Below are 25,962 nucleotides of genomic sequence, written 5' to 3'. Positions count from 1 at the left end.
GAACCGTAAGGAAGGGCCGCTTGTGGCCCCGGAGAATGAATGACTACGCAATATCCCCTTCTGCCGCTGCGCGACATCGTCGTCTTCCCGCAGATGATCGTCCCATTGTTCGTCGGCCGCGACAAGAGCGTCGCGGCGCTCGAAGCGGCGATGGAAGGCAATAAGGAAATCTTCCTCGTGTCGCAGTTGGACCCGGCCGAGGATGATCCGGGCCGCGACTCGCTGTACGACACCGGCGTTGTCGCGATCGTGCTGCAATTGCTCAAACTGCCCGACGGCACCGTCCGCGTGCTGGTGGAAGGCAAGCATCGCGCGCGTCTGGAGCGGTTGGAGGCGCGCGACGCCTATCTGGTCGCCGATGTCGCGGATGTCGAGGAAATCGCCGCCGAAGGGCCGGAAGCCGCCGCGCTGATGCGCTCGGTCGCCGAGCAGTTCGAGAATTACGCCAAGCTCAACAAGAAGCTGCCCGCCGAAACCCCGGTGCAGTTGCGCGAGATCGAGGATGCCGGCCGCCTGGCCGACGCCGTGTCCGCCAACATCAATGTCAAGGTGTCCGACAAGCAGTCGCTGCTGGTAGAGGCCGACCCGGTCAAGCGCCTCGAAATGGTCTTCGCCTTCATGGAAGGCGAGCTGGGCGTGCTCCAGGTCGAGAAGAAGATTCGCGGCCGCGTGAAGCGCCAGATGGAAAAGACCCAGCGCGAATATTATCTGAACGAGCAATTGAAGGCGATCCAGCGCGAGCTGGGCAATGGCGAGGGTGAGGAAGGCGACGAACTCGCGGAACTGACCGAGAAGATCGCCAAGACCAAGCTGAGCAAGGAAGCGCGCTCCAAGGCCACCGCCGAGTTGAAGAAGCTCAAGGGTATGCAGCCCATGTCGGCCGAGGCGACGGTGGTGCGCAACTATCTCGACGTGCTGTTGGGCCTGCCCTGGGGCAAGAAGGGCAAGGTCAAGACCGACCTCAAAAAAGCGCAGGACATCCTCGACGAGGATCATTTCGCGCTGGAGAAGGTCAAGGACCGGATCATCGAATATCTGGCCGTGCAGGCGCGCACCAACAAGCTGAAGGGGCCGATCCTGTGCCTCGTCGGTCCGCCGGGCGTCGGCAAGACTTCGCTCGGCCGCTCGATCGCCAAGGCGACGGGCCGGGAGTTCGTGCGCCAGTCGCTCGGCGGCGTGCGCGACGAGGCCGAGATTCGTGGCCACCGCCGCACCTATATCGGTTCGCTGCCGGGCAAGATCGTGTCGAACCTCAAAAAGGCCGGAACGATGAACCCGCTCTTCCTGCTCGACGAGATCGACAAGCTGGGCCAGGATTTCCGCGGCGATCCGGCGTCGGCGCTGCTGGAGGTGCTGGACCCCGAACAGAATAGCAAGTTCCAGGATCATTATCTGGAGATCGACGTCGATCTTTCAGACGTGATGTTCGTGACGACCGCCAACTCGTTGAATTTGCCGCAACCTCTGCTCGACCGCATGGAAATCATCCGGCTGGAGGGCTATACCGAGGATGAGAAGGTTGAGATCGCCGAGCGTCACCTGCTGCCCAAGCAGATCGACGCCCACGGCCTCAAGGATGGCGAGGTCGAAGTGACCGAGCCCGCGATCCGCGACCTGATCCGCTATTATACGCGCGAGGCGGGCGTCCGCACGCTGGAGCGCGAGATGGCGCGCCTCGCCCGCAAGGCGCTGCGCAAGATATTGGAAGGCGAGTATGACAAGGTCGTCATCACGCCCGACAATCTGGCCGACTATGCTGGCGTGCGGAAATTCCGCCATGGCGTGGGTGAGGAGGAGAATCAGATCGGCGCCGTCACGGGCCTGGCCTGGACCGAGGTCGGGGGCGAGCTGTTGACGATCGAGGCCGTCACCGTGCCCGGCAAGGGCGCGATCAAGACGACCGGCAAGCTGGGCGAAGTGATGAACGAATCAGTGCAGGCCGCCTTCTCCTATGTGAAGGCGCGTTCGCCCGGTTACGGCATCAAGCCGAGTCTCTTTAACCGTAAAGACATCCATATCCACCTGCCCGAGGGCGCGGTGCCCAAGGATGGCCCTTCGGCGGGCATCGGCATGGTCACGACGATCGTGTCGACCCTGACCGGCATTCCCGTTCACAAGGATGTGGCGATGACCGGTGAGGTCACGCTGCGCGGTCGCGTGCTGCCGATCGGCGGCCTCAAGGAGAAGCTGCTGGCGGCTCTGCGGGGCGGCATTCAGACGGTGCTGATCCCGCAGGAAAACGAGAAAGACCTAGCGGAAATTCCGTCCAACATTCGCGAGGGGCTGGAGATCGTGCCGGTGTCTCATGTGGACGAGGTGCTGGCTCGCGCGCTGGTGTCCAAGCCCGAGGCGATCGCCTGGACCGAGGAAGACGACCTCGCCGCTCAGCCGCCGGCAACGGCGGGGCGTGATAGCGATCTCACCCTTCGACACTGAATATATGGTAAATGGCGGAACTCCTTGGCTTTGGTCTGATGTGCGCCCCAATAGGTAAAATTGGGCCGAAGCCGGTAGCTCCGTCGCTTTCCCTTTGACAGCCGCTTGAATCCGCGCCTTATTGCCGCCCCTACGCCGCGATTCCTAACAACCAACAGCACAAGGGGGTTCCCAAGGCATGAACAAGCAGGATCTGATCAGCGCAGTTGCTGAAAGCAGCGGCCTTAGCAAGAATGACACGACCAAGGCGGTCGAGGGCGTGTTCGACGCCATCACCGGTGCCCTGAAGAAGGGCGACGAAGTTCGTCTGGTCGGTTTCGGTACTTTCTCCGTTTCGCAGCGCAAGGCTTCGACCGGCCGCAACCCGCGCACCGGTGAAACCATGACCATCAAGGCTTCCGCCCAGCCGAAGTTCAAGGCTGGCAAGGGCCTTAAGGATTCGGTCAACTAAGGGTTTGGGCGCCTGTCTTCGGCGGGCGCTCGCTCTGATACATTTGCCGGCGTCGCGGTCGGAAAGTTTTTCAGGAGAGTGACGCGATCTTTAGGGGACGACCCCGGGAGCGCGATGTGCCGATAGGGAAGGGGTGAAGGCGTCAGCGCGCCTTCGCCCCTTTTTCTATGCCTCAAGCCCTCGACGGGCCGGGGAGGGGGCGATAGGAAAAGCGCATGACGCTCTGGAAACGATTGGCCCGGATCGCCCCGGCCCTCGCGCCCGCGCTGGCCCTGGCGGCCTGCGCAGGCGGCAACTACCGCCCCGTCAGCGACAGCCCCGTCCGCATCGGTCCGCCCTATAAGGTGCGCGGCACCACCTATGTGCCTGCGGCCGATCCCGCCTATGACATGCTGGGCTATGCCAGCTGGTATGGCTCGGAATCGGGCAATCGCACCGCCAATGGCGAACGCTTCCGTGCGAAATGGATCACGGCCGCCCATACCAGCCTGCCGCTGCCCAGCTATGTCGAGGTGACGTCGCTCCAGACCGGGCGGACGATCCTGGTGCGGGTCAATGATCGCGGGCCTTTCGCCGGGCGCGGGCGGATCATCGACCTGTCGCGCGGTGCGGCGGAGGAATTGGGCATAAGGGCGCTGGGTCATGCGGCCGTGCGGGTGCGCGTGGTCGATCCGCCGGAAAAGGACCGCGCCCGCCTGCGCAAGGGGAAGCCGGCACGGGAGCGCTCCCGGGTGGAAGAGGCGACGCTCGCCAGCCTGCGCGCGCAATTGCAGGCTACGGGCCTGTGAAATGACCGCTCTTGCATGACTCCGCGCCGAAATTCGCACCTTTGCAACAAAGTCGTTATTGTCCGCTTGACGGGGGGAGGTGGGCCGCATATGTGGCCCTTCTCGCGGGGCCACGGCCCCTGTGGCGATCGTAGCTCAGTTGGTTAGAGCGCTGGTTTGTGGTACCAGAGGTCGCGGGTTCGGATCCCGTCGATCGCCCCATTTCTCCCGAAAATCGAGAATAGGACGCGCCTGCTGGGCTGTCGCTCGCAGGCCTTTTGTCGTTTCTCGGCACCCCAAAAGAAAAAGGGCGCCCCTCGCGGAACGCCCTTTCTCACGCCCTGTCGGCGCGATCGATCAGAAGCTGGCCTTGATCATGCCGCCGATGATGCGCGGTTCGTTGATCATGCCGGTCAGGTTGTTGAAGTCGATCGCGCTGACCGCCCGGATCTGGTTGGTGATGTTGCGGGCGAAGGCCGCGACCTCGTAACCATGGTCGGACTTATAGCCGATCTTGAGACCGCCTTCGAGCAGCGAGCGCCCCCGGAACTCGGCTGCCGAATAGAGGAAGTAATTGACGCTGCTGCGATAGGCCCAGTCGGTATAGGCGAACACTTCGCCCGCGCCCACGGGGATGCCGTAGCGCAGCGTCGCATTGGCGATGTAGCGCGGGGCCTGGGGCAGGTCGTTGCCGTCCAGATAGCTGTAGGTCGTGCCGCCATCGACGAAGGTGCTGCCGGTGGGCGTGCACATGCCCGATCCGCACACCGCCACGAAGGCCGCATCGTCGCGGATCTCGGTGAAGTTGTAGCTGCCGCCCGCCGTCAGCGTCAGGTTGGGGATGGGTTGGGCTTCGACATTCGCCTCGACGCCGTAGCCGACCGCCTTGTTGACGTTGATCAGGCGCGCCGAATTGCCGACGCCGCCGACCGCCGTCAGTTGCAGGTCGTCCGTATTCCAATAATAGGCCGACAGGTCGAAGCGCAGGCTGTTGCCGATCGCGCCCTTGACGCCGCCCTCATAGGAAATGGTCGTCTGCTTCTTGGCGACCGAGGGCACGCTGAAGAAGGTCACGCGATCCTGGATCGCCGGCCCCTGATAGCCGGTGGCGACACGGGCATAAAGGTTGACGTCTGGGCTGAGCGCATAGGTGGCGCTGATGTCCCAGGACAGATTCTTGCCGCGCGCGGTGTTGCTGAGCGGCAGGTCGACGGCGATAAGCTGGCTGGAGATGGTGCTGGCCGCCAGCGCCGGATCGAGCGTGATCGTGTCGCGCTTGTTGTCGCGTGTGTAGCGCACGCCGCCGCGCACCGTCAGCGCGTCCGTCAGCTTCGCTTCGCCCGACGCGAACACGCCGATATTCTCGTTGGTGTTGTTGTGCAGGATGTTGCTGATCTTCGCGCCAGCCAGATCATAGCTATATTCGGTATATTTCAGGCGCTGGTGGAAGAAATAGGTGCCGGCCTGAAGGCGGATGCCGTTCATGTCGTCGGTGGCGAAGCGGAATTCCTGGCTGAACTCCTCCGGCTTGACGCCGTTGCCGGTGTTGGAATCGAAGGTTCCGACGCCCAGTTCGCCGAAGGTGCAGCCGGTATAGGGATAGCAGCCGCCGCCATCGATATCGCCGGTGCTTTCCACCGACGCCTTTTCGAAACCGGTGGTGGAAAAGAAGGTGCCGATGCCGTCCAGATGGACCTGCATCCGCAGATTGCCGCCGCCCTGCTTCATCGACTGGCTGGTGCGGCCGTCCAGGTTCACATGATCCTTGTCGAAGCCATCGACGAAATGATTGCTGCCCGGCTGGAAGATATTGGCGCGGAAGGTGCGCGGGCTGCCCTTGAGGTCGCGATAATGGCCGCTCAGCACCGCCTTGAAGTCGCCCGATTCATAGGCGATCTGGAGGCGGCCGGCGATATCGCGATAGCCTTCCAGCTCGGCGTCGGCATTGCCGCCCTCATTGTCGTTCTTCACCCAGTCGTCGCGGCGCTGGAGCAGGCCGGACAGGCGGAAGCTCAGGCCATCGGCGATCGGGCCGCTGATCGCGCCCTCGGCATTGACGGTATTGTAGGTCGCCCAGGATGCGCTGGCATAGCCGGTATAATGGTCGGTCGGCGCGGCGGAACTCAGCTTGACCACGCCGGCCGGCGTGTTGCGGCCGAACAGCGTGCCCTGCGGTCCGCGCAGCACTTCGACGCTGGCGAGGTCGAAGGCCGGGAAGCTTTTCAGCATCGGATTTTCCAGCGCGACATCATCATAGACGACCGACACCGGCTGGGCGGCGTTGGGATCGAAATCGGTATTGCCCAGGCCCCGGATGTAGAAGCGCGGGAAGGTGCGGCCGAACGAGCTTTCGATCTGAAGGCTGGGCGTGCGCGCCGACAGGAAACGAATGTCGAGACCGCTGCTGTTGAGTGCGTCCAGCTTCTCGCCGCCGATGGCGGTGACGGCGACGGGCACGTCCTTGGCGTTTTCCGCGCGACGTGAGGCTGTGACGACGATTTCGCCAAGACCCTCTTCGGCGGCAGCGGCCAGATCGGTCTGGGCATGGGCGGCGCCGACGGGCGCCAGAGCGGCGGCGAGCGAGATCGCAAGCGCGCCGCGCGAAATGCTAATGAAGATCGGCAATGATGTCATGATTGAGGCCCCTTTTTCCCTGGCCCTGCATCCCGCTCCCTGCGGAGTCCCGTTGTTCGGGTTGTGGGCGCGACGCTATGCGCGCTTTCCGTTAGGGGCAAGAAAGGTTGACGCCGATTTGTCGCAATTATGCAACGATCTTGCCAAAAAGTGACATAGCGGCATGTAATGTCGGGTGGAGGTGGCGCCGCAAAAGGGCTGCGCGACGCGCCTCCCGCCCGTTGGAGCCGTGAACGATCGGGTTGAATCGCTCACGCCCCTTTGTCTTTTGATTACCGCATTCTGCGAGCCGTCGGCTGTTCCAGCCGACTTCAGAATGCTCTATATCGCCGCGATGGACGACGCGCGCGACAAGGGGCTGGCCCTCAATCCGAAATATGACCGGGACGGCCTGATCACGGCCGTCGTGACCGACGACGCCAGCGGCGAAGTGCTGATGGTCGCGCATATGAATGCGCAGGCGCTGGCCCTGACGGTGGAAACGGGCCTCGCCCATTTCTGGTCGCGCAGCCGCCAGGCGCTGTGGAAGAAGGGCGAGACGTCCGGGCACATGCTCCAGGTGCGCGACCTGCGTATCGATTGCGACCAAGATGCGGTCTGGGTCAGGGCCGTGCCGGCCGGCCCCACCTGCCATACCGGCGCGCGCTCCTGCTTCTTCCGCCGGGTCGGTCCGGAGGGTCTCAGCAGCGTCGATGCGGCGGACTAGCCTTGCGCTCCTGATCCTGCTGACGGCCTGCCAGCGCGCGCCGGCGGGTGATGACGCCGCGTCCGCTGCGGGAAACGCGCCGATATCGGGACTGGAGCGCGCGGCGATCGAAAGCGGCGCCATCGCTGACGCCAGCAAGATTTCGCCGGTCGGCTTGTTCCAGCGCAGCCATGAGGCCGGGCGCGACGCGCTCTGCGTCATTCCCGGCAAGGACGGGCGGTTCCGCTTCGGGCTGGAAGCGGTGTTCGGCGAGGAACCCAGTTGCCGCGGTCACGGGACCGCGCGCCGGGCAGGTGACAAGCTGATCCTCAGCTTCAGGGGCGGGGACCGCTGCATCATCGTCGCCCAATATGATGGCGATCAGGTCGCGCTGCCCGGCGTGGTCGACATGGCCTGCGCCGACCTGTGCGACGGGCGCGGTTCGCTGGAGGGTGTCACCTTCCCGCGCATCGCCAACGATGCCGCCAGCGCCCTGCGCGCCCGCGACCGGAGCAACGACCCGCTCTGCGAGACATGACTTGGCGGCTCGTCTCCGTTCGCTTCGAGCGCAGTCGAGATGCGCTCGCGCAACCCGTGCCGATCCTCAATAACCGATATAGCGCCCCGGCCGGTGGTTCACGACCAGCACGGCGTTCATCGCGGCGGCGGACAGGATCGACAGGCCGAACCGGTCGAGGCTGAGCACCGGCAGCGACAGCAGCAGGATCACGATGTCGCAGATCATCTGCGTGCGCCCCGCATTCCAGCCGCGCGCCTTTTGCAGGATCAGCGCCACCACCCCGACGCCGCCGACGCCCGCGCCGTGGCGGGCGATGGCGAGGATGCCGAAGCCGATGATCGATCCGCCGAACAGGGCGGCGAAAAGCGGGCTGACCTTCGCGATCTGCATCGCCCTGGGCATGGTCAGGCCCAGCGCCATGATCGCGACATTGGCGAACAAGGTCTTGAGGCCGAAGGCCGGCCCCATCGCCTTCCCCGCGAACAGGAAGAAGGGGATGTTGATCAGCATGAACAGCGCCGCGGGCGACCAGGGGATGAAATAGGACAGCAGCAGCGCGATGCCCGCCATACCGCCCGTCACCAGGCTCGCCTGTTTCAGCAGCATGATCCCCATGGCGATGAAGGCGCAGCCGATGGCGATGGCATAGCCATCTTCGACAAGGCTGTGGGGACGGGCAGACGGCGTCTGTGACGGGATGGCAGGAGGCATGGGCGAAGTCCGTGAAGCGGGAGCGCCCTGGCTATCCTCTGCTATTTTATTACGCGCCCCATAGCAACATTGCGAGATTCTGGAAAGAGGCTCAGCTGCCGGTATCGATGTGCGCCGGGCCGAAGGCGTCGATCGCCTGGAACAGACGGGTCAGCGCCTCACGCTCCTCCGCTCCGATTTCCGGGCGCCAGACCTCGAACAGTAGCACCACGCGGGTTTCCTCGCTGCGGTTCCACGCCTCATGCTCGAAACTGTCGTCGAAGATCAGCATCTCGCCCTTGCGCCACGCCCGCGTCTCCCCGCCGACCCGCAACGCGCTGTCGCCTGGCGCCAGCAAGGGCAGGTGGCAGATAAGCCGCGTATTGAGCAGGCCGTGATGCGGCTGGATATGGGTGCCGGGCTTGAGCAGCGACCAGAGCGCCATGGGGGAGCGGCCCTCGATCGCCGGCATGGGCGCGTGGGCCAGCGCCGCCATCACCGACGGGCAACGTTGCGCATTCTCCTCGACCGGCGCGCCATTCTGCCAGAAATAGAGCGCGCCCCAACTGGGATCGTCGCGCAGCGGGTTGGTCGGCGCGGGCCGATCCGTCGAAGTCTGGACATAGGGTGCGAACTCCGCCTCCTGCGCGCGCAGGGCCGCCAGTTCCGCTACGATGGCGACGGTCATCGCCTCCATTGGCGCGATCCAGTCGAACTCGTCGCGCTCGTAGAAGGCGCGCTGGGGCAGGCCGGGGAAATAGAACATGCTGGGCTGTTGCAGATAGAGGGCGCGTTTGCCGAGCAGCAGGTCAGTGGCATGGGCGATGCGGGGCAGGGGCGGCAGGTCGCGGATCGCGGCGGTCAGATGATCCTCGAACCGCTGGCTCGATTGCTTCATGCTCGCTTCCGCCTGCTGGAGCAGGGGCTGGAGTTGCGGCGGCGCGCCGGTTGCGGCGGCCTGCGCCAGAGCCGCGCGAAACCAGCTGGTTGAACCCCGTTCGTCGCCACGGCGCAGCGCATTTTGCCCCATGCCGAGCAGGGCGGGAATATTGCGCATGTCGCTGTCGAGGATGCGGCGGAGCGCCGCCGCCTCCCCCTCCAGGTCGCCGCTGCGGTTGCACGCCTGCGCCATAAGCATCGCCGGCGGGTTGGCCATTTCCCGCAACGTTGCCAGCGCCACCGTCGCATCGCCCCGGCGCAGCGCGGCAACCGTCGCCTCGGCCAGCATCGTCTCTCTTGCCTGATCGCTCATGCCCCTGCCTTATCGGGCGGCGGCGCATGGCGAAAGCGGCTTATTCGGCGGCGGCGGGAAGCAAGTCGGTCTGGCGCCGTTCCAGCGTGATGGCGAGCAGGAAGATGGCAAGCCCGCCCAGCGCCAGCGCACTGCCGATCCAGCCGGTCGACACCAGCCCATAGCCGGCTGCGATCGACAGCCCGCCCAGCCAGGGGCCGATCGCATTGGCGACGTTGAAGGCGCTGTGATGCAGCGCCGCCGCCAGCGTCTGCGCGTCGCCGGCCACGTCCATCAGCCGCGCCTGCAACGGCGTGCCGAGGCCGCCGCCGATGCCGATCAGGAAGACGATGATGCTCAGCGTCCAGATATTGCCCGCCATCAGCGGGAACAGCGCCAGCGACGCCGCGCTCCACAGCAGCACGCCGATGACGGTGCGGCTCTGCGCCCGGTCCGCCAGCCATGCCGCCGCCAGATTGCCCAGCGTCATGCCGATGCCGAAGATGATGAGGATCAGCGGCACATAGGTTTCCGGGACATGGGTCACCTCGATCATGGTCGAGGCGACATAGGTATAGACGGCAAACATGCCGCCAAAGCCGATCGCGCCGGTCAGCAGCGTCAACCACACCTGCGACTTGCCGAGCGCGGTCAGTTCGCGCATCGGGCTGGCCTTGGGATCGCCGGCGTCACGCGGTGCGTAGAGTGCCACCAAAGTCACCGTCGCCACCGCCAGCGCGGCGACCACGAAGAATCCCGATCGCCAGCCCAGCGCCTGCCCCATCCAGTTGGCGACCGGCACGCCCAGCACGGTTGCGACGGTCAGGCCGGACATGACCTTCGCGATCGCCAGCGTCCGTTTCTCGATCGGCACCAGGCTGGCGGCGACCAGCGCGGCGACGCCGAAATAGGCGCCATGTGGGACCCCCGACAGGAAACGGAACAGCAGCATCCAGTGATAGCTGGGCGACAAAGCGGACAGGGCGTTGGCGATGGCGAACATCGCCATCAGGCCGATCAGCAGCGTCCGGCGCGGCAGGCGTGCGGCAAAGGCGGCGATCACCGGCGCGCCCGCCACCACGCCCAGCGCATAGGCGCTGATCGCATGACCGGCCGTCGGGGCGTCGATCCCCAGGTCGCGCGCGAAGAACGGCAACAGGCTCATCGACGCGAACTCGGTCGTGCCGATCGCGAAGGCGCCCACCGAGAGCGCGAACAGGACGAGCGCGGGATGCGCGTTCTGGGAAGGGGCGCTCAAGGCAAGCTCCATGCTGCAATGCAAAATATACGGAAGTCCCGCAAATGGGCCTGATGACAGCGTTGGTCAACCCCGCATTCGTATGAGATTCCTGCAAGTGCGTTCGCGCGTCATGCAATCGCCCGCCGCACTCGCTTCGGCTGCTCGATCGGCTATAGCGTCAGCATGGCGACCGTGAATGAGCATGAAAAACAAAATGCCGCGTTGATCGGCGCGATGGCGGTGCTGGGGTCGCTGACCTCGGTCAATCTGGGCGCGGCTGTCGCGAAGACGCTGTTTCCGTTGCTTGGCGTATTCGGTGTGGCCTCGCTGCGGATCGGTCTGGGCGCGATCCTGCTGCTGCTGGTCCGCCGGCCCTGGCGCCGGCCGGTCCCGCCTCGGTTGCGCTGGGCGCTGCTCCTCTATGGCGCGACGCTCGGCCTCATGAACCTGCTCATCTACCTCGCCTTCGCGCATATCCCGATCGGTATCGCCATCGCTATCGAAGTGACTGGTCCGCTGATGATCGTGCTGCTGGGATCGCGCCGTCCGCGCGACTTCCTCTGGCTCGCGGCGGCGGTCGCCGGTCTTCTGTTGCTGCTGCCGCTGCGCAGCAATGCGGCGCTCGATCCGCGGGGTGTCCTTTTCGCCTGCGGCGCGGCGATCTGCTGGGCGCTCTATATTCTGGCGGGCAAGCGCGTCTCCCATAGCCTTGGGGGCGATGCCGCCGCATGGGGCATGGTGGTCGCGGCGGTCCTGATCGTGCCCTTCGGCCTGCCGCAGGCGGCGGCGCAGCTTTCGCCGCAGATATTGCTGATCGGGCTGGCCATCGCGCTCCTTTCGAGCGCCTTGCCCTATTCGCTGGAGATAGAGGCGATGCGGCGCCTTCCCGCGCCCGTCTTCGGCCTGCTGTTGAGTGCCGCCCCGGCGATCGGCGCATTGGCGGGCTTTGCCGTTCTTGGCGAGCGGCTGACGGCGATCCAGTGGTTTGCCATCATCTGCATCATCGCGGCGTCGGGCGGCAGCGCGCTCACCAACCGGCGCAAGCCCGCAATCGAGGAAGCGCCGCAATAATATTCCGTCCTCGTTCGTTTTCCCGACCCGGTCCGAAACGAACGGCAGAAAAAATCCTATGCTCCTACCCGCGCCTTGCTGACGTCCAGCATCTTGCCGTTGGTGATGACCACCACGTCGCCCAGCTTGGTCACGCCGAACAGCTTCTGCGCGAAGGCGGTCGGCACGCCGATACAGCCATGGGTGCCGCGGCCATATTCGACGTCGCTGCCATGGATGAAGACGCCGTCGCTCGTCAGCCGCTGGGCGTAGGGCATGGGCGCGTCATAAAGATTTGACACATGGTCGGCGTCCTTCTCCGTGATCGGGAAGGCGCCTTGCGGGCTGGGCTTGTCGGTCGCGCCATAGAGGATGACCGCTGCGCCGATCTCATAGCCTGCGCGGAAGACGGACAGCGTCTCGGCCTTGAGGTCGATGGTGATGATGACCGGCCCGGTCGCGGGCGCGCCCTTTTCATCCCAGACATAGTCGCCATGGCGGAACGGGCCGTCGATCTGGAGCACGCGCTTCACCGTCAGCGCACGCGGATCGATCGCCATCGGTTGGTCGCTACGCCGTTCGGTCGGTTTGGCGGGGGAGGGGAGTGGAGGAGGGGCGGATGCGGGTTTGACGTCCCCGGTCCCGGACGGCTCGGCATCGCGGGCCGCCGGCCGATCCATCCAGTGCATAGCCAGCAGAGCGGCGCCCCCCAGACCCAGGCCGATGGCCAGCTTGGGGCCGGCGCTTTTCGCCAACGCCTTGAACAAACCTGCCATCTCGTCCTTCATGCCTCCATTCCCGGTCAGAATAGGCGCAAAAGGTTAAACTCAGCCTTCGCGCGCCACTTCCGCCGCCGCGATGGCGGTCAGGTTCAGGATGCCGCGCGATGTGACGCCGGGCGTCAGCACATGGATGGGCTTGGTCAGTCCCATCAGCATCGGCCCGACCGTCGGCGAACTGGACGACGCGGCGAGCGCGGTCAGCGTGATGTTCGCCGCGTCCAGGTTCGGCATGACCAGCAGGTTCGCCGGCCCTTCGAAGCGCGAATCGGGGATCAGCCGCTCGCGCAGCGACTGGCTGAGCGCGGCGTCCGCGTGCATCTCGCCGTCGACCGCCAGTTCGGGCGCGGCTTCGCGCACCAGCTTCAGCGCCCTGCGCATCTTGCGCGCGCTGTCGGTGTGCGACGCGCCGAAATTGGAGTGGGACAGCAGCGCCACGCGCGGCTTCAGCCCGAAATGCGCGATTTCGGAAGACGCCGCCAGCGCCATTTCCGCAATCTGTTCGGGCGTTGGGTCCGGCACCATATGGGTGTCGGTGATGAACAGCGCGCCCGCGTCCAGGATCAGGCCCGACAGCGCATAGACGCGACTATGGCCCGGCACTCGATCGATGATGCGCAACACATGCTCAACCTGACCCCAATATTCGGAACGCCCGCCGACCAGCGCGGCATCGACCCGGCCGGTGCGCAGCAGCATGGCGGCGGTGATGGTGGGGCGGCGATAGACATGGCGCAATATTTCGTCGGCGGGCACACCCCGGCGCGAGGCGACGGCGCGATAGGCTTCCACCAGCTCGCCCATGACCAGATGGTCGACTTCGGGATCGACCAGATCGACATCCTTGTCGAGGTCGAGGTTCAGGCCGAGTTCGGGCAGCTTCTGGTTCAGGATACGGCGGCGGCCGACCAGGGTCGGGCGGACGATGCCTTCGTCCAGCGCGTCGCGCACGGCGCGCAACACGCGCTCGTCCTCGCCCTCGCCATAGGCGATGCGGGTGTTGCTGCCGCGGGCAGCCTCGAACACCGGCAGCATCAGTTGGCCGGATCGGGTCGCCTGGCGGATCAGGCTGCGCTTATATTCTTCCGGGTCCAGCGTCTTCTTGGCGACGCCGCTGTCCATCGCCGCCTTGGCGACGGCGACCGCGATCTCGCCGATCAGACGCGGGTCGAAGGGCGTCGGGATGATATAGTCTGCGCCGAACACCAGCTTTCGGCCGCCATAGGCCTGCGCGACGCTGTCATGCGCGGGCATCCGGGCAAGACCGGCGATGGCGTCGGCCGCCGCGACCTTCATCGCCTCGTTGATCTGCGTCGCGCCCACATCCAGCGCGCCGCGGAAGATATAGGGGAAGCACAGGACATTGTTGACCTGGTTGGGATAGTCCGACCGGCCAGTGGCGATGATCGCGTCGGGGCGCACTTCGCGCGCGGCCTCCGGGCGGATTTCCGGCTCCGGGTTGGCGAGCGCGAAAATCAGCGGATTGGGCGCCATCAGCGGCAGCCATTCGGGCTTCAGCACGCCCGGCGCCGACAGGCCCAGGAACAGGTTCGCGCCCGGCAGCACGTCCGGCAGGGTGCGCGCATTGGTGGTGCGGGCATAGCGCGCCATGTTGGGCAGCATGTTTTCGCGGCCCGAATGGATCACGCCGTCCTTGTCGGTCATGGTGACATTCTCGACGGGCAGACCCATCGACACCAGAAGGTCGACGCAGGCCAGCGCCGCCGCTCCGGCGCCCGACGTCACCAGCTTCGCGTCGGCCAGCGTCTTGCCCTGCAACACCAGCGCGTTGCGCACGGCGGCGGCGACGACGATGGCGGTGCCATGCTGGTCGTCATGAAAGACCGGAATGTTCATCCGTTCCTTCAGGCGCTGCTCGATGGCGAAACATTCGGGCGCCTTGATGTCTTCCAGATTGATGCCGCCGAAGGTCGGCTCCAGCAGCGCTACGGCGTCGACGAACTTGTCCGGGTCGGTGGTGTCGACTTCGATGTCGAACACGTCGATGTCGGCGAATTTCTTGAAAAGGACAGCCTTGCCTTCCATCACCGGCTTCGACGCCAGCGCGCCGATCGCGCCCAGGCCCAGCACCGCGGTGCCGTTGGAGATGACCGCGACCAGATTGCCCCGCGCGGTATAGTCCATCGCCTTGTCGGGATCGGCGGCGATCTCCTCGCAGGGCGCGGCAACGCCAGGTGAATAGGCCAGCGCGAGGTCGCGCTGGTTCACCATGCGCTTGGTCGGCTCGATGCGGAGCTTACCGGGCTGGGGATAGCGGTGATAGTCGAGGGCGGCGCGGCGGGTGTTGTCGTCCATATGGGCGGCCTTAGAGGCTTGGTTCCGCTAGGGCAAGCCAGCGCGTTCCCCCGATATCTTCCCACGGTGGCGTCGGGACGTAAAGTGTAACAAGAAAATCGACGAAGGCGGTGATGCTGCGCGGCGGACTGGCCTGCTGCAACTGCACCGCGAACAGGCCGACATCGCTCGATCCTTCATATATCGGTAAGATTTGCTGCACGTCGCCGCGCAGCAAGGCTTCGCTGATGTCCCACAGCGAACGCAGCGCGATGCCGCCGCCCGCCAGCGTCAGTTCGCGCACCAATTCGCTGCTGTTGGTGCGGACGTGGCTGCGGCCCTCGACGCTCACCGATCCCTGCGGTCCGACCAGCCGCCAGGGCATCTGACCCTCGGCGGCGAGCAGGCGATGGTTCCTGAGGTCGGCAATTTTCTCCGGCGCGCCATGCTGAGCCAGATAGGCGGGCGATGCGCAGAGGATGCGCCGGTTGGTCGCCAGTCTTTTTGCCGTCAGCCCCGGCCCCGGATCGGCGGTGATACGGATGGCGAGATCGGTGCGGCTCTCGATCAGGTCGGAAAAATCGTCGGACAGGTCGACACTGAGTTCGACCTTCGGATGCGCGACGATGAAGCGCTGGAGATAGGGCGCCAGATGCATCCGCCCGAAGGAGGTCGGCGCGGTGATCCGCAGCGGCCCGGACGCCACCGCCGACGCGCCCGACACGCGCCGTTCCGCATCGTCCAGCGCCGCCAATATACCGCGCAGGTCTGCGTGCAGCCGCTCTCCCGCCGGGGTCAGCGCCAGCCGCCGGGTGGTGCGATGCACCAGCTTGGCGCCGAGCCGCTCCTCCAGCCGGGCCAGCCGCTTGGACATCATGGCGGGTGAGATATGCATTCGCCGTCCCGCCGCCGCCAGCCCGCCTTCATCCACGACGGTCACGAACAATTCATGGTCCGGGTCCATCATACTCGTTCCCCATAGGAATGACTGTCTTCGAATAATAGCGTCTACACGGCATAATAGGAATCGGCTAGACAATCCACGACAACCTCCTTCGTCATTCCCGCGAAAGCGGGGATGACGGCAAAATATAGAGGATCGGAATGATGACCGACCGCATGATCGACAAATCCGGCCTTCAGGTCGCGCAGTCCCTGGCCGATTTCATCGACAGCCGGGCGCTCCCTGGCACCGGCATCGCGCCCGACGCCTTCTGGGCCGGTGCCGCCGACATCTTCGCGCGCTTCACCCCCGACAACGCCACTTTGCTGCGCAAGCGCGACACGCTCCAGGCGCAGATCGATGGCTGGCACGAACAGCGCAAGGGCCAGCCCCACGACGCGGCCGCCTATCAGGCCTATCTGCGCGAGATCGGCTATCTGGTTGCCGAACCCGCGTCCTTCACCATCGGCAGCGAGAATGTCGATGACGAGGTCGCCCGCATGGCCGGCCCGCAATTGGTCGTCCCGATCCTCAACGCCCGCTTCCTGCTGAACGCCGCCAATGCGCGCTGGGGCAGCCTCTATGACGCGCTCTACGGCACCGACGCGATCCCCGGCGCTGCGGCAGGGAAGGGCTATGACGCCGCCCGCGGCGCGCAGGTCATCGCCTGGGCCAAGGCGTTCCTCGACGATGCGATCCCGCTGGCGAGCGGAAGCTGGGCCGACCTGGCGAGCGACGAGATCGTCCTTGCCGATCCCACGCAGTTCGTCGGCACCAGCGAAAAGGGCCGCCTGTTCCGCCACAATGGCCTCCATATCGAGCTGATCTTCGACCGCGCCCACCCGATCGGCGCGACCGACCCGGCCGGCCTCGCCGACGTCATTCTCGAGTCCGCGCTGACCACCATCTGCGATCTGGAGGACTCGGTCGCCGCCGTCGACGCGGCCGACAAGGTCGCCGCCTATGCCAACTGGCTGGGCCTGATGCAGGGCGACCTGACCGACACGTTCGAAAAGGGCGGGGCGATGATGACGCGCGCGCTCAACCCCGACCGCGCCTATACCGCGCCGGACGGCAGCGCCTTCATCCTGCCGGGGCGCAGCCTGCTCTTCGTCCGTAATGTCGGCCATCTGATGACCAACCCGGCCATCCGCCTCCCCGATGGCTCGGAAGCGCCTGAAGGCATATTGGACGGCATCGTCACCAGCCTGATTGCGCTGCACGACTTGCAGAAGCAGGGCGGCAACAGCCGCGCCGGCAGCGTCTATATCGTCAAGCCCAAGATGCACGGCCCCGAAGAAGCGGCTTTCACCAACCGCCTGTTCGACGCGATCGAGGACATGCTGGGCATGGCGCGCCATACGCTGAAGGTCGGCGTCATGGATGAGGAGCGCCGCACCTCGGCCAATCTCGCCGCCTGTATCGAGGCGGTTCGCGACCGTATCGTCTTCATCAACACCGGCTTCCTCGACCGCACCGGGGACGAGATGCACACGTCGATGCAGGCCGGCCCGATGATCCGCAAGGGCGAGATGAAGGCGAGCGACTGGATCACCGCCTATGAGGACCGCAATGTCCAGATCGGCCTTGCCTGCGGCCTGTCGGGCAGGGCGCAGATCGGCAAGGGCATGTGGGCCGCGCCCGATCGCATGGCCGACATGCTGGAGCAGAAGGTCGGCCACCCGAAAAGCGGGGCCAACACCGCCTGGGTGCCTTCGCCGACCGCCGCGACCTTGCACGCGACCCATTATCACCGCATCGACGTCTTCGCCCGTCAGGCGGAGCGCGCGGCGGAGGGCATAGCCTCGCTCGACCGGCTGCTGACCATCCCCATCGCGGTCGGCCGCAACTTCTCCGAAGAGGAGATCGCGCAGGAACTGGACAATAATGCGCAGGGTATATTGGGCTATGTCGTCCGCTGGGTCGATCAGGGTGTCGGCTGTTCCAAGGTGCCCGACATCCACGATATCGGCCTGATGGAGGACCGCGCAACGCTGCGCATTTCCTCGCAGCATATAGCCAACTGGCTGCTGCATGGCGTCTGCACGGCGGAGCAGGTCGACGCCGCGCTCCGGCGCATGGCGGCCAAGGTCGACGCCCAGAATGCGGGCGATCCGCTCTATCAGCCGATGAGCGGCCGCGAAGCGGAGAGCCTCGCCTACCAAGCCGCCCGCGCGTTGGTGTTCGAGGGCGTCGAGCAGCCCAGCGGCTATACCGAACCGCTCCTCCACGCCTTCCGCGCCAGGAAGAAGGCGGAGGCTCTGGAGGTCGCGTAAACTCTTCGTCATTGCTTCGCTCCGCTCCCAATGACAAATGTTGTGATAAATGTCCCGCTGCGTTAGCCATTCGGCCAACGCAGCGGGGGAGCCTCATGACCAAATCCTTTCGTCCAGACCGCCGCACCCTGCTGCGCACCGCCGCCGCCGGCCTCGCCACGTCGCTTGTCGGCCCGCGCCTGTTCGCGCAGGAGCGGGCGGCCGAGGCGCTCGCGTCCCTGACCGGCGCCGTCACCCCGATCGGCAAGGCCGAACGCGCCGATCGCCTCGCCCGCGCGCAGCAGGCGATGCAGACGGCCGGGATCGACGCGCTGCTGATCGAACCGGGCGCCAGCCTCATTTACTATACGGGCGTGCGCTGGCACCGCTCCGAACGGCTGACCGCCGCCATCATTCCCGCGAGCGGAGCACCGCTCATCATCTGTCCCTTTTTCGAAAAGCCCTCGATCGACGAATCGCTGGCCATCCCGGCCGAAGTGCGCGTCTGGCAGGAGCATGAAAGCCCTTATGTCCCGATCGCCGACTATCTGACCGCGAAGGGGTTGGCCAAGGGGCGCATCGGCATCGAGGAAACGGTCCGCTACTTCGCGGTCGACGGTCTCAAGGCTGCGCTCCCCGCCGCGACGCTGGTGAAAGACCCCGTCACCCGCGCCATAAGAATGCGCAAGACCACCGCCGAAATCGCCCTGATGCAAAAGGCCGCCGATGTCACCATGGCCGCCTATCGCTGGACTTATCCGCAGGTGAAGGCCGGCATGACCCCCGCCGATATCGCCGCGCTGATGAGCGCCGCGACGAAGCAACTGGGTGGGCAGGTCGAATTCAACCTCATCCTGCTCGGCGAAGCGGCCGCCTATCCGCACGGCTCCGGCAAGCCGCAAGCGGTGCGAGCAGGGGAAGTCGTGCTGATGGACTGCGGCTGCACGGTCGAGGATTATCAGTCCGACATCAGCCGAACCTGGGTGCACGGCGCGGCTCCCACCGCCCAGCAGCGCAAGGTCTGGAACGAGGTGTCGCAGGGCCAGAAGATCGCCTTCGCCGCCGCGAAACTCGGCGTCCCCGCCGGTTCGGTCGACGATGCGGTGCGCAGCTATTATCAGTCGCTGGGCTACGGCCCCGGCTATGCGCTGCCGGGCCTCTCCCATCGCACCGGCCATGGCATCGGCATGGAGGGGCATGAGCCGGTCAACCTCGTCCATGGCGAGACGACGAAGCTGGACGTCGGCATGTGCTTCTCCAACGAACCCGGCCTGTATTTGCCCGGCACGATGGGCATCCGAATGGAGGACTGTTTCCACATGACCGCGCAGGGACCGAAATGGTTTTCCAAGCCGCCGGCATCGATCGAGCAGCCGATCGGATAAAAGATTTACTATCCTCCGTTCGGGCTGAGCCTGTCGAAGCCCCTTTTTCGGTTTGCGAGGAAGGCAGTAAGGCCCTTCGACAAGCTCAGGACGAACGGATCGAGAGTAAGGTGAAAGATCATCCTCCGCGTCTTGGTTGCGGTCGACCAAATCCCCCGCTTGTGCGCCGGGCCGCTTCTCACTAAATCGCGCGCATGACCTCGACCAACGACATTCGCCGCTCTTTCCTCGACTATTTCGGGGCCAACGGCCACACCATCGTTCCGTCCGCGCCGCTGGTGCCGCATAACGATCCGACGCTGATGTTCGTGAACGCGGGCATGGTGCCGTTCAAGAATGTCTTCACGGGTCTGGAAACGCGCCCCTACAAGACCGCGACGTCGAGCCAGAAGTCGGTCCGCGCCGGCGGCAAGCATAATGATCTCGACAATGTCGGCTATACCGCGCGCCACCATACCTTCTTCGAAATGCTGGGCAATTTCAGCTTCGGCGACTATTTCAAGGAACAGGCGATCACCCATGCCTGGACTCTGCTGACCAAGGAATGGGGCCTGTCGCCCGACAAGCTGACCGCGACCGTCTATCACACGGACGACGAGGCGTTCGAGCTGTGGAAGAAGATCGCCGGCCTGCCCGAACAGCGTATCATCCGTATCCCGACCAAGGATAATTTCTGGGCGATGGGCGACAGCGGCCCCTGCGGTCCCTGTTCGGAAATCTTCTACGACCATGGCGACCATATCTGGGGCGGTCCTCCCGGATCGCCGGAAGAGGATGGCGACCGCTTCGTCGAGATCTGGAACCTCGTCTTCATGCAATATGAGCAGGAAGCGAACGAGATCGTCAGCGAACTGCCCAAGCCCAGTATCGACACCGGCATGGGGCTGGAGCGCATCGCGGCGGTGCTTCAGGGCGTCCACGACAATTATGATACCGACACATTCAAGGCGCTGATCGCCGAAAGCGGCGCGCTGTCGAAGACCGCCACGACAGGCGAGCACAAGGCCAGCCATCGCGTCATCGCCGACCATCTCCGCTCGACCAGCTTCCTGATCGCGGACGGCGTGCTGCCCGCGAACGAGGGCCGTGGCTATGTCCTGCGCCGCATCATGCGCCGTGCCATGCGCCACGCCCACATCATCGGCGCGAAGGAGCCGTTGATGTATCGCCTCGTCTCCAGCCTCGTGTCGGAAATGGGTGGCGCCTATCCCGAACTGGTCCGCGCTCAGCCGCTGATCGAGGAAACGCTGCTGCGCGAGGAAACCCGCTTCCGCAAGACGCTGGAAAACGGCCTGCGCCTGCTCGACGAAGCGACGCTCGACCTTGACGAAGGCAGCACGCTGCCCGGCGAGACGGCGTTCAAGCTCTACGACACCTATGGCTTCCCCTACGACCTGACAGAGGACGCGCTGCGCTCGCGCGGTCTGACCGTCGACCGCGCCGGTTTCGACAGCGCCATGGCCGAGCAGAAGGCCGCCGCGCGCGCCGCCTGGAAGGGGTCGGGCGAAAAGGCGTCGGATGAAATCTGGTTCGACATCGCCGAAAAGGCGGGCAATACCGAGTTCATTGGTTACAGCTCGACACAGGGCGAGGGCGAGGTGCTGGCGATCGTCAACAACGGTGTGAACTTCGACAGCGCGACCGCCGGCGAGACGGTCACGATCGTCACCAACCAGACGCCTTTCTATGGCGAAAGCGGCGGCCAGATGGGCGACGCAGGCGTCATTTCCTCGGCAAGCGGCCTGTCCGCCAAAGTCGAGGACACGTCCAAGCCGCTCGGCCGTCTGCACGCGCATCGCGCCACGATCGGGGCGGGCAGCGTCAAGGTCGGTGATACTGTCCATCTCGCTGTCGATGTCGAGCGCCGCGATCGCATCCGCGCCAATCACAGCGCCACCCATCTGCTGCACGCCGCCCTTCGTAAGGAGTTGGGCGCGCATGTGACGCAGAAGGGCAGTCTGGTCGCGCCCGACCGCCTGCGCTTCGACTTCTCCCATCCCGAAGCGCTGACCCATGCCCAGATCGCCGCGGTCGAGGCGGACGTGAACGCGCAAATCCGTCACAATGACGAGGTGATGACCCGCCTGATGACCCCGGACGACGCCATCGCGGCCGGCGCCATGGCGCTGTTCGGCGAGAAATATGGCGACGAGGTCCGCGTCCTTTCCATGGGGAAGGGCGATGAGCACAGCTATTCGGTCGAACTGTGCGGCGGCACCCATGTCCGCGCGCTGGGCGACATCGCCCTGCTCAAGATCGTCGGTGAAAGCGCCGTTTCCTCGGGCGTCCGCCGGATCGAGGCGCTGACCGGCGAAGCCGCGCGCCTGTGGCTGACCGATCGCGACGACAAGCTGCGCCAGACCGCCGCCGCGCTCAAGACCACGCCGGAGGATGTGCCCGCGCGCATCGCCGCTCTGGTCGAACAGAGCCGTAAGCTGGAGCGGGAACTGGCCGAAGCGAAGAAGGCGCTGGCGCTTGGCGGCGGTGGCGCTGTCCAGGCGGCTGGCCCTGAGAAGGTCGGCAGCATCAATTTCATCGGTCAGGTGATCGACGGCCTCGATCCAAAGGAACTGCGCGGCATCGTCGATCAGAACAAGGCGAGCCTGGGCAGCGGCGTATCGGCCGTGCTTGCGGTGGTCGACGGTCGCGCCAGCATCGCCGTGGGCGTCACCGACGATCTGGTGGGCAGCATCAGCGCGGTCGATCTCGTCCGCGCGGGCGTGGAAGCGCTGGGCGGCAAGGGCGGTGGCGGCCGTCCCGACATGGCGCAGGGCGGCGGCCCCGACGGCGACAAGGCGCAGGCGGCGATCGATGCGGTCAAGGCGGCGCTCGCCAGCGTTCCCGCCTGACCGGCGCGAGGGTTCGCTTTTCCGGCAGGATTCTCCTGGAGGGTTTCGTGACGAACGCTTTTTCACATGGCACTGTTCACACAGCCGGCGAAGACCTTGAAGCGGCCTTGCGATTGAATCCGAAGGTTTTGGCGCTGTGGGAAAGCCTGACACCGCTTGGCAGGAATGAATTCATCTGCTGGGTGGAAGATGCGAAACAGTCAAAGACGCGGCAGCGCCGGATTGAGCGAACCTGTGAGGAACTGCTGGAGGGCAAGAAGCGCCCTTGCTGCTGGGCGGGATGCATTCATCGCACGGACAAGGCGCCAAGCCGATGGCAACAAGCCGTCCTGATTGATCAGCAGGGGAAGAAGGGCGGTAAACAGGCCTGAGACGGCTCACGATCCCGTCCAGATAAAATGCCGCGACATAGAGGGGGATGCATTCCTTGAATCGTCATTGCTTCGCTGTGCTCGCAATGACGGGATGGATCAATGTGAAGCCATCACACTCTAATAGCGCTCCCCGCCGCACATCACATGCCCCGTGCCGCGATTGTCGACGGTGCAGGCGGGCTTGCCGCCGACCGTCACATCGCCAGATCCGGTCGCGACGATTTTCGCATTGACGTCCGCCGTCAGGACGACGCTGCCGGGTCCATCATTGAAGACGCTCGCCTGACGCGCGCGCAACGGCTCGGCGGCAACGGCTCCGGGGCCGCCAACCCGGACATTGGCGACACTGGCGCGGCCGGTCAGTGTTGCGCGTCCGCCCCCGGATAGGGTCAGGTCCAGCCGGTCGAACTGAATGTCGCTCACATTGACATCGCCATTGCCGGCCAGCGCTATTTCGCCGTGCAATCCCTTCAGGCGATTGATGGCGATGGACCCGCCGCCATTCAGAAGAACCCGGCCGACCATCTCCGTCGACAGCCGCAGCGTCGCTGCGCCGGCGCTCTTTTCGCCAGCGCGCGGCCGCTCCATGCCAACGGTCAGCAGCCGCCCCGATACGTCAACCTTCAGCCGGTCGAGCGCGGCCTGATCCCCTTCCGCGCGCGCGGACGTTCCGCCGCCGGTGGTCAGCACCACGGTCACGGGCGCATCCACGCGGATCGCGTCGAAGCTGGTGATGGTGAAGCCGCGCGTCGCCGCGCTCGCGGGCGCCGCGACAAGCAACCCGGCCCCGATCAGGGCGCGCAGCGCGCCTCGCCCGGTCCAACACCCTTGGTCGTGCATTGCGCCTTGCCCTTCACCGTCACGTCGCCCGGCCCCATGATACTGATAGCGACCTTCCCGTCGGAGGCAAAGTCGATGTCGCCCGCGCCCAGGATCGACACGTCGGCGTCACCCACCTTCAGCGCCTCGCCATCGATGTCGCCCGCGCCGGTGATGGAGAGTTTTGCCGTATCGGCGGTGCCGGCGATCTTCACAGATCCCGCGCCGGTGATGTCGGTGGTCAGCGACTTGAGTTTCACCGTGTCAATGCGGAAATCGCCCGCGCCGGTCAGCGACAGGTCCAGGCTGTCGCCCTCCGCCTTGTCGAGATCGAAATCGCCCGCGCCGGTCAGATCCGCGGATTTGATCGCGGGCATGGTGACATGGACGGTCGCGCCCCTGTTGCCATCGCTCCCGCCATCCTTGCGTCCCCAGTTCCAGTCGCCCTTGGACTTGCGGCCGATCACCAGTTTGCCGCCCTTCACCTGGATGTCGAGGTCGGCGACAGATTTGGGATCACCCTCCGCCCGGATGCTGAAATCCTTCGCGATGGTGACGGCGACATTGTCGGGCCCGGTGGCGTCTATGGCGTCGAAGTCCTTCAGGGTGGACCAATTCTGCGCGGTCCGTGCGACTTCGTCGGCGGCGGGCGATTCACTGTTGCGCGAACAGGCGCTGGTCGACAAGGCAAGGCCGGACAGGAGCAGGGGCAAGAGAGGAAGGGAGCGGGGCATCACGATCTCCATGCTGTATTGCTCTTATAATACACAATCGGATGGCGGTTCCAAGCCTCTTGTTCGTCGCACCTTTCTGGCCAAGATAGAATATTGAAAATCGCGGAGTCTCTCCATCTATGCGTCCCGGATCGCTGCGCAGCATGTCGCACCTTGCTCTCCTGTTCTTGTCGCTGATCGCCGTCCCTGCCGCCCATGCCGAAACGAACGGGGAGAAAGGCGCGCGCTGGTGGGCGCATGTACAGGCCCTCGCCGATGACGGCATGGAAGGGCGCGGCACCGGCACGCCCGGCTATGATCGCGCGGCCGATTATGTGATCGGCCAGTTCAAGGCGCTTGGCCTCAAGCCCATGGGCGTGGATGGATATAAGCAGCCGGTCGCCTTCGTCGAGCAGGTCGTCCTGTCCGACCGGAGCAGCGCCGCGCTTGTGGGGAACAAGGGAGAGATGTCGCTTTCGGTGCCGAACGACCTGATCTTTTCGGGCAGCGGTGGCCCCGTGCCGGAGGCGGTCGACGCCCCGCTGGTCTTCGCCGGCTATGGCCTGCACCTGCCGGAGGTCGGGCATGATGATTTTGCCGGCCTCGACGTCAGGGGCAAGATCGTGGTGGTGCTGTCTGGCGGCCCCGCCACGATTTCCGGCGCGCTCAAGTCGCACGCCCGGTCGGAACGTGCGCAGTGGCTGGCGCAGCAGGGGGCATTGGGCCTGATCCTGCTGGTGACGCCCAAGCAGGTGGAAATCCCCTGGGCCCGCCGTGTTGCGCTGGCCAGCGCGCCGGCGCTCTATTATGCCGACAACAGCCTGCGCGAAACGCAAACCCCCTTTTTGGGCGCCCAGTTCGACCCCGCCAAGTCGGCCATGCTCTTTGAAGGCAGCGGCAAGGATTTCGCCGCGATCGCCGCCGCGGCCGACAGTTCCGCGTCGGTCGCCAGCTTTCCCCTGGCGTTGCGGCTGAAGGCGCGGGTCGTCGCCAGGCGGCGCGACCTGTCGTCTCCTAACCTCGTCGCCGTCATGCCGGGCGCCGACTCCAGGCTGCGGGGCGAATATGTGGTCCTTTCGGCTCATCTCGACGGCTATGGCGTCGGCACGCCGATCAAAGGCGATGCCATCTATAATGGCGCGCTGGACAATGCGTCCGGCGTCGCCAGCCTGCTGGAAATCGCCCGCGCGTTGAAGGCCGGCAGGGACAAGCCGAAGCGGTCTATCCTCTTCGCCATCGTCACGGCGGAGGAGAAGGGGCTTCTGGGCGCCCGTTATTTCGCCCGCCGCCCGACGGTGCCGCAACGGAGCATCGTCGCCGACCTTAATTTCGACATGGCGCTGCCGATTTTCCCGCTGACCGCTGTCACGCCGATCGGCTATGATCAAAGCTCGCTGGGGCAGGATGCGGCAGCGGTGAGCGCGGCCATGAATCTGCCGATCACGCCCGATCCCTTCCCGGACCGCAATGTCTTCATCCGTTCCGACCAATATGCCTTCATCCGCGAAGGCATTCCGTCGCTCTTCTTCAAATATGGGTTCAAGGCCGGTACGCCCGAGGCGGAAACCGAAAAGGCATGGCGCGCGAACCTCTACCACTCACCCTTCGACGACTTGAACCAGCCGGTGATGCCGGCCGAGACGGCGAAGCTGAACGACTATGTGACGGCGGTGACGCTGCGCGTCGCCAACGCGCGGCCCCGTCCGCGCTGGAACGACGACAGTTTCTTCAGGCGCTTCGCGAAATAAAGGGGCGCGGAGATGACGCTCCGGCCCGGATCGATTGTTCCGCCAGTCATTGAGACAATGTGTCCCGCTTGATCCCCCTTGCCCCTCGGCCTAAACCC

Annotated in this window: 20 protein-coding genes and 1 tRNA gene; 12 read left to right on the top strand and 9 right to left on the bottom strand. The window is 65.2% G+C overall.

The genetic code is table 11. The features are described from left to right. Positions 1–39 precede the first annotated feature (39 nt). The 4 genes from lon to AC58EF_RS18520 all read left to right on the top strand — a co-directional run bounded on the left by lon (position 40) and on the right by AC58EF_RS18520 (position 3,876). Positions 40–2,436: an endopeptidase La gene (gene lon, locus AC58EF_RS18535; protein WP_497277834.1), complete on the top strand. Its 2,397-nt coding sequence runs from the start codon at positions 40–42 to the stop codon at positions 2,434–2,436. A gap of 178 nt (positions 2,437–2,614) precedes the next feature. Continuing rightward, the gene (locus tag AC58EF_RS18530) at positions 2,615–2,887 is read left to right on the top strand and encodes an HU family DNA-binding protein (protein WP_242930239.1); all 273 of its coding nucleotides are present in this window, start codon (positions 2,615–2,617) and stop codon (positions 2,885–2,887) included. 215 nt (positions 2,888–3,102) lie between these two features. Beyond that, the gene (locus AC58EF_RS18525) at positions 3,103–3,675 is read left to right on the top strand and encodes a septal ring lytic transglycosylase RlpA family protein (RefSeq protein ID WP_497277833.1); all 573 of its coding nucleotides are present in this window, start codon (positions 3,103–3,105) and stop codon (positions 3,673–3,675) included. Positions 3,676–3,799: 124 nt separating this feature from the next. Beyond that, positions 3,800–3,876, top strand: a tRNA-His gene (locus AC58EF_RS18520). 135 nt (positions 3,877–4,011) lie between these two features. On the opposite strand, the gene AC58EF_RS18515 is transcribed toward AC58EF_RS18520, so the two are convergent. Then, on the bottom strand, positions 4,012–6,288 hold the full coding sequence (locus tag AC58EF_RS18515; RefSeq protein WP_497277832.1) for a TonB-dependent receptor: 2,277 nt from the start codon (positions 6,286–6,288) through the stop codon (positions 4,012–4,014). A 334-nt stretch (positions 6,289–6,622) separates the two neighbouring features. Here AC58EF_RS18515 and hisI point away from each other — a divergent pair, with 334 nt between their 5' ends. Next, a complete protein-coding gene (gene hisI, locus AC58EF_RS18510) occupies positions 6,623–6,994 on the top strand; it encodes a phosphoribosyl-AMP cyclohydrolase (protein ID WP_497277915.1) in 372 nt (123 codons plus the stop codon). Further along, positions 6,981–7,511, top strand: a complete 531-nt coding sequence (locus tag AC58EF_RS18505) for a hypothetical protein (protein WP_497277831.1) — start codon at positions 6,981–6,983, stop codon at positions 7,509–7,511. The genes hisI and AC58EF_RS18505 overlap by 14 nt, the downstream gene beginning before the upstream one ends. A 66-nt stretch (positions 7,512–7,577) precedes the next feature. Here AC58EF_RS18505 and AC58EF_RS18500 read toward each other — a convergent pair whose 3' ends face one another. The 3 genes from AC58EF_RS18500 to AC58EF_RS18490 all read right to left on the bottom strand — a co-directional run bounded on the left by AC58EF_RS18500 (position 7,578) and on the right by AC58EF_RS18490 (position 10,684). Then, a complete protein-coding gene (locus tag AC58EF_RS18500) occupies positions 7,578–8,204 on the bottom strand; it encodes a YitT family protein (protein WP_497277830.1) in 627 nt (208 codons plus the stop codon). A gap of 91 nt (positions 8,205–8,295) precedes the next feature. Then, the gene (locus AC58EF_RS18495; RefSeq protein ID WP_497277829.1) at positions 8,296–9,435 is read right to left on the bottom strand and encodes an aspartyl/asparaginyl beta-hydroxylase domain-containing protein; all 1,140 of its coding nucleotides are present in this window, start codon (positions 9,433–9,435) and stop codon (positions 8,296–8,298) included. 40 nt (positions 9,436–9,475) lie between these two features. Beyond that, complete coding sequence (locus tag AC58EF_RS18490) at positions 9,476–10,684, bottom strand: MFS transporter (protein ID WP_497277828.1); 1,209 nt, start codon at positions 10,682–10,684, stop codon at positions 9,476–9,478. Between the two features lie 153 nt (positions 10,685–10,837). Here AC58EF_RS18490 and AC58EF_RS18485 point away from each other — a divergent pair, with 153 nt between their 5' ends. Then, entirely contained in the window at positions 10,838–11,725 is an 888-nt protein-coding gene (locus AC58EF_RS18485; RefSeq protein ID WP_497277827.1) for an EamA family transporter, read from the top strand. 56 nt (positions 11,726–11,781) lie between these two features. Here AC58EF_RS18485 and AC58EF_RS18480 read toward each other — a convergent pair whose 3' ends face one another. Genes AC58EF_RS18480 through AC58EF_RS18470 form a run of 3 tightly spaced genes read right to left on the bottom strand, consistent with a single transcriptional unit; the run spans position 11,782 to position 15,745 of the window. After that, positions 11,782–12,480 (bottom strand): L,D-transpeptidase family protein, encoded by a 699-nt coding sequence (locus AC58EF_RS18480; protein ID WP_497277914.1) that lies wholly within the window; start codon positions 12,478–12,480, stop codon positions 11,782–11,784. Positions 12,481–12,531: 51 nt separating this feature from the next. Next, positions 12,532–14,799: an NADP-dependent malic enzyme gene (locus AC58EF_RS18475; protein WP_497277826.1), complete on the bottom strand. Its 2,268-nt coding sequence runs from the start codon at positions 14,797–14,799 to the stop codon at positions 12,532–12,534. Between the two features lie 10 nt (positions 14,800–14,809). Then, on the bottom strand, positions 14,810–15,745 hold the full coding sequence (locus AC58EF_RS18470; protein WP_497277825.1) for a LysR family transcriptional regulator: 936 nt from the start codon (positions 15,743–15,745) through the stop codon (positions 14,810–14,812). Positions 15,746–15,885: 140 nt separating this feature from the next. On the opposite strand from AC58EF_RS18470, the gene AC58EF_RS18465 reads away from it, so the two are divergent. The 4 genes from AC58EF_RS18465 to AC58EF_RS18450 all read left to right on the top strand — a co-directional run bounded on the left by AC58EF_RS18465 (position 15,886) and on the right by AC58EF_RS18450 (position 22,581). Continuing rightward, entirely contained in the window at positions 15,886–17,997 is a 2,112-nt protein-coding gene (locus AC58EF_RS18465; RefSeq protein WP_497277824.1) for a malate synthase G, read from the top strand. Positions 17,998–18,092: 95 nt separating this feature from the next. Continuing rightward, complete coding sequence (locus AC58EF_RS18460; RefSeq protein ID WP_497277823.1) at positions 18,093–19,361, top strand: M24 family metallopeptidase; 1,269 nt, start codon at positions 18,093–18,095, stop codon at positions 19,359–19,361. 194 nt (positions 19,362–19,555) lie between these two features. Further along, positions 19,556–22,210: an alanine--tRNA ligase gene (gene alaS / locus AC58EF_RS18455; RefSeq protein WP_497277822.1), complete on the top strand. Its 2,655-nt coding sequence runs from the start codon at positions 19,556–19,558 to the stop codon at positions 22,208–22,210. Between the two features lie 47 nt (positions 22,211–22,257). Next, positions 22,258–22,581, top strand: a complete 324-nt coding sequence (locus AC58EF_RS18450; protein ID WP_497277820.1) for a YdeI/OmpD-associated family protein — start codon at positions 22,258–22,260, stop codon at positions 22,579–22,581. 120 nt (positions 22,582–22,701) lie between these two features. On the opposite strand, the gene AC58EF_RS18445 is transcribed toward AC58EF_RS18450, so the two are convergent. Both AC58EF_RS18445 and AC58EF_RS18440 read right to left on the bottom strand, forming a co-directional pair. Continuing rightward, complete coding sequence (locus AC58EF_RS18445; protein ID WP_497277819.1) at positions 22,702–23,424, bottom strand: GIN domain-containing protein; 723 nt, start codon at positions 23,422–23,424, stop codon at positions 22,702–22,704. Beyond that, entirely contained in the window at positions 23,376–24,137 is a 762-nt protein-coding gene (locus AC58EF_RS18440; protein WP_497277817.1) for a head GIN domain-containing protein, read from the bottom strand. The genes AC58EF_RS18445 and AC58EF_RS18440 overlap by 49 nt, the downstream gene beginning before the upstream one ends. A gap of 119 nt (positions 24,138–24,256) precedes the next feature. Between AC58EF_RS18440 and AC58EF_RS18435 the strand changes: the two genes are divergently transcribed. Continuing rightward, positions 24,257–25,864 carry a M28 family metallopeptidase gene (locus tag AC58EF_RS18435; protein ID WP_497277815.1) on the top strand — a complete coding sequence of 536 codons (1,608 nt, stop codon included), beginning with the start codon at positions 24,257–24,259 and terminating at the stop codon, positions 25,862–25,864. Positions 25,865–25,962 lie beyond the last annotated feature (98 nt).

Source organism: Sphingobium sp. WR1, assembly GCF_059693745.1.
This window is presented reverse-complemented; position numbering and strand designations above follow the sequence as displayed.

What these genes read in the sequence shown, in the direction of transcription:
- AC58EF_RS18445 (WP_497277819.1), bottom strand. Translation starts at nt 23,424, where the DNA reads ATGCACGACCAAGGGTGTTGGACCGGGCGAGGCGCGCTGCGCGCCCTG.
- AC58EF_RS18465 (WP_497277824.1), top strand. Translation starts at nt 15,886, where the DNA reads ATGACCGACCGCATGATCGACAAATCCGGCCTTCAGGTCGCGCAGTCC.
- AC58EF_RS18515 (WP_497277832.1), bottom strand. Translation starts at nt 6,288, where the DNA reads ATGACATCATTGCCGATCTTCATTAGCATTTCGCGCGGCGCGCTTGCG.
- AC58EF_RS18525 (WP_497277833.1), top strand. Translation starts at nt 3,103, where the DNA reads ATGACGCTCTGGAAACGATTGGCCCGGATCGCCCCGGCCCTCGCGCCC.
- AC58EF_RS18475 (WP_497277826.1), bottom strand. Translation starts at nt 14,799, where the DNA reads ATGGACGACAACACCCGCCGCGCCGCCCTCGACTATCACCGCTATCCC.
- AC58EF_RS18495 (WP_497277829.1), bottom strand. Translation starts at nt 9,435, where the DNA reads ATGAGCGATCAGGCAAGAGAGACGATGCTGGCCGAGGCGACGGTTGCC.
- AC58EF_RS18440 (WP_497277817.1), bottom strand. Translation starts at nt 24,137, where the DNA reads ATGCCCCGCTCCCTTCCTCTCTTGCCCCTGCTCCTGTCCGGCCTTGCC.
- AC58EF_RS18470 (WP_497277825.1), bottom strand. Translation starts at nt 15,745, where the DNA reads ATGATGGACCCGGACCATGAATTGTTCGTGACCGTCGTGGATGAAGGC.
- lon (WP_497277834.1), top strand. Translation starts at nt 40, where the DNA reads ATGACTACGCAATATCCCCTTCTGCCGCTGCGCGACATCGTCGTCTTC.
- AC58EF_RS18485 (WP_497277827.1), top strand. Translation starts at nt 10,838, where the DNA reads ATGGCGACCGTGAATGAGCATGAAAAACAAAATGCCGCGTTGATCGGC.
- AC58EF_RS18490 (WP_497277828.1), bottom strand. Translation starts at nt 10,684, where the DNA reads ATGGAGCTTGCCTTGAGCGCCCCTTCCCAGAACGCGCATCCCGCGCTC.
- AC58EF_RS18480 (WP_497277914.1), bottom strand. Translation starts at nt 12,480, where the DNA reads ATGGCAGGTTTGTTCAAGGCGTTGGCGAAAAGCGCCGGCCCCAAGCTG.
- alaS (WP_497277822.1), top strand. Translation starts at nt 19,556, where the DNA reads ATGACCTCGACCAACGACATTCGCCGCTCTTTCCTCGACTATTTCGGG.
- AC58EF_RS18530 (WP_242930239.1), top strand. Translation starts at nt 2,615, where the DNA reads ATGAACAAGCAGGATCTGATCAGCGCAGTTGCTGAAAGCAGCGGCCTT.
- AC58EF_RS18435 (WP_497277815.1), top strand. Translation starts at nt 24,257, where the DNA reads ATGCGTCCCGGATCGCTGCGCAGCATGTCGCACCTTGCTCTCCTGTTC.
- AC58EF_RS18500 (WP_497277830.1), bottom strand. Translation starts at nt 8,204, where the DNA reads ATGCCTCCTGCCATCCCGTCACAGACGCCGTCTGCCCGTCCCCACAGC.
- AC58EF_RS18505 (WP_497277831.1), top strand. Translation starts at nt 6,981, where the DNA reads ATGCGGCGGACTAGCCTTGCGCTCCTGATCCTGCTGACGGCCTGCCAG.
- hisI (WP_497277915.1), top strand. Translation starts at nt 6,623, where the DNA reads ATGGACGACGCGCGCGACAAGGGGCTGGCCCTCAATCCGAAATATGAC.
- AC58EF_RS18460 (WP_497277823.1), top strand. Translation starts at nt 18,093, where the DNA reads ATGACCAAATCCTTTCGTCCAGACCGCCGCACCCTGCTGCGCACCGCC.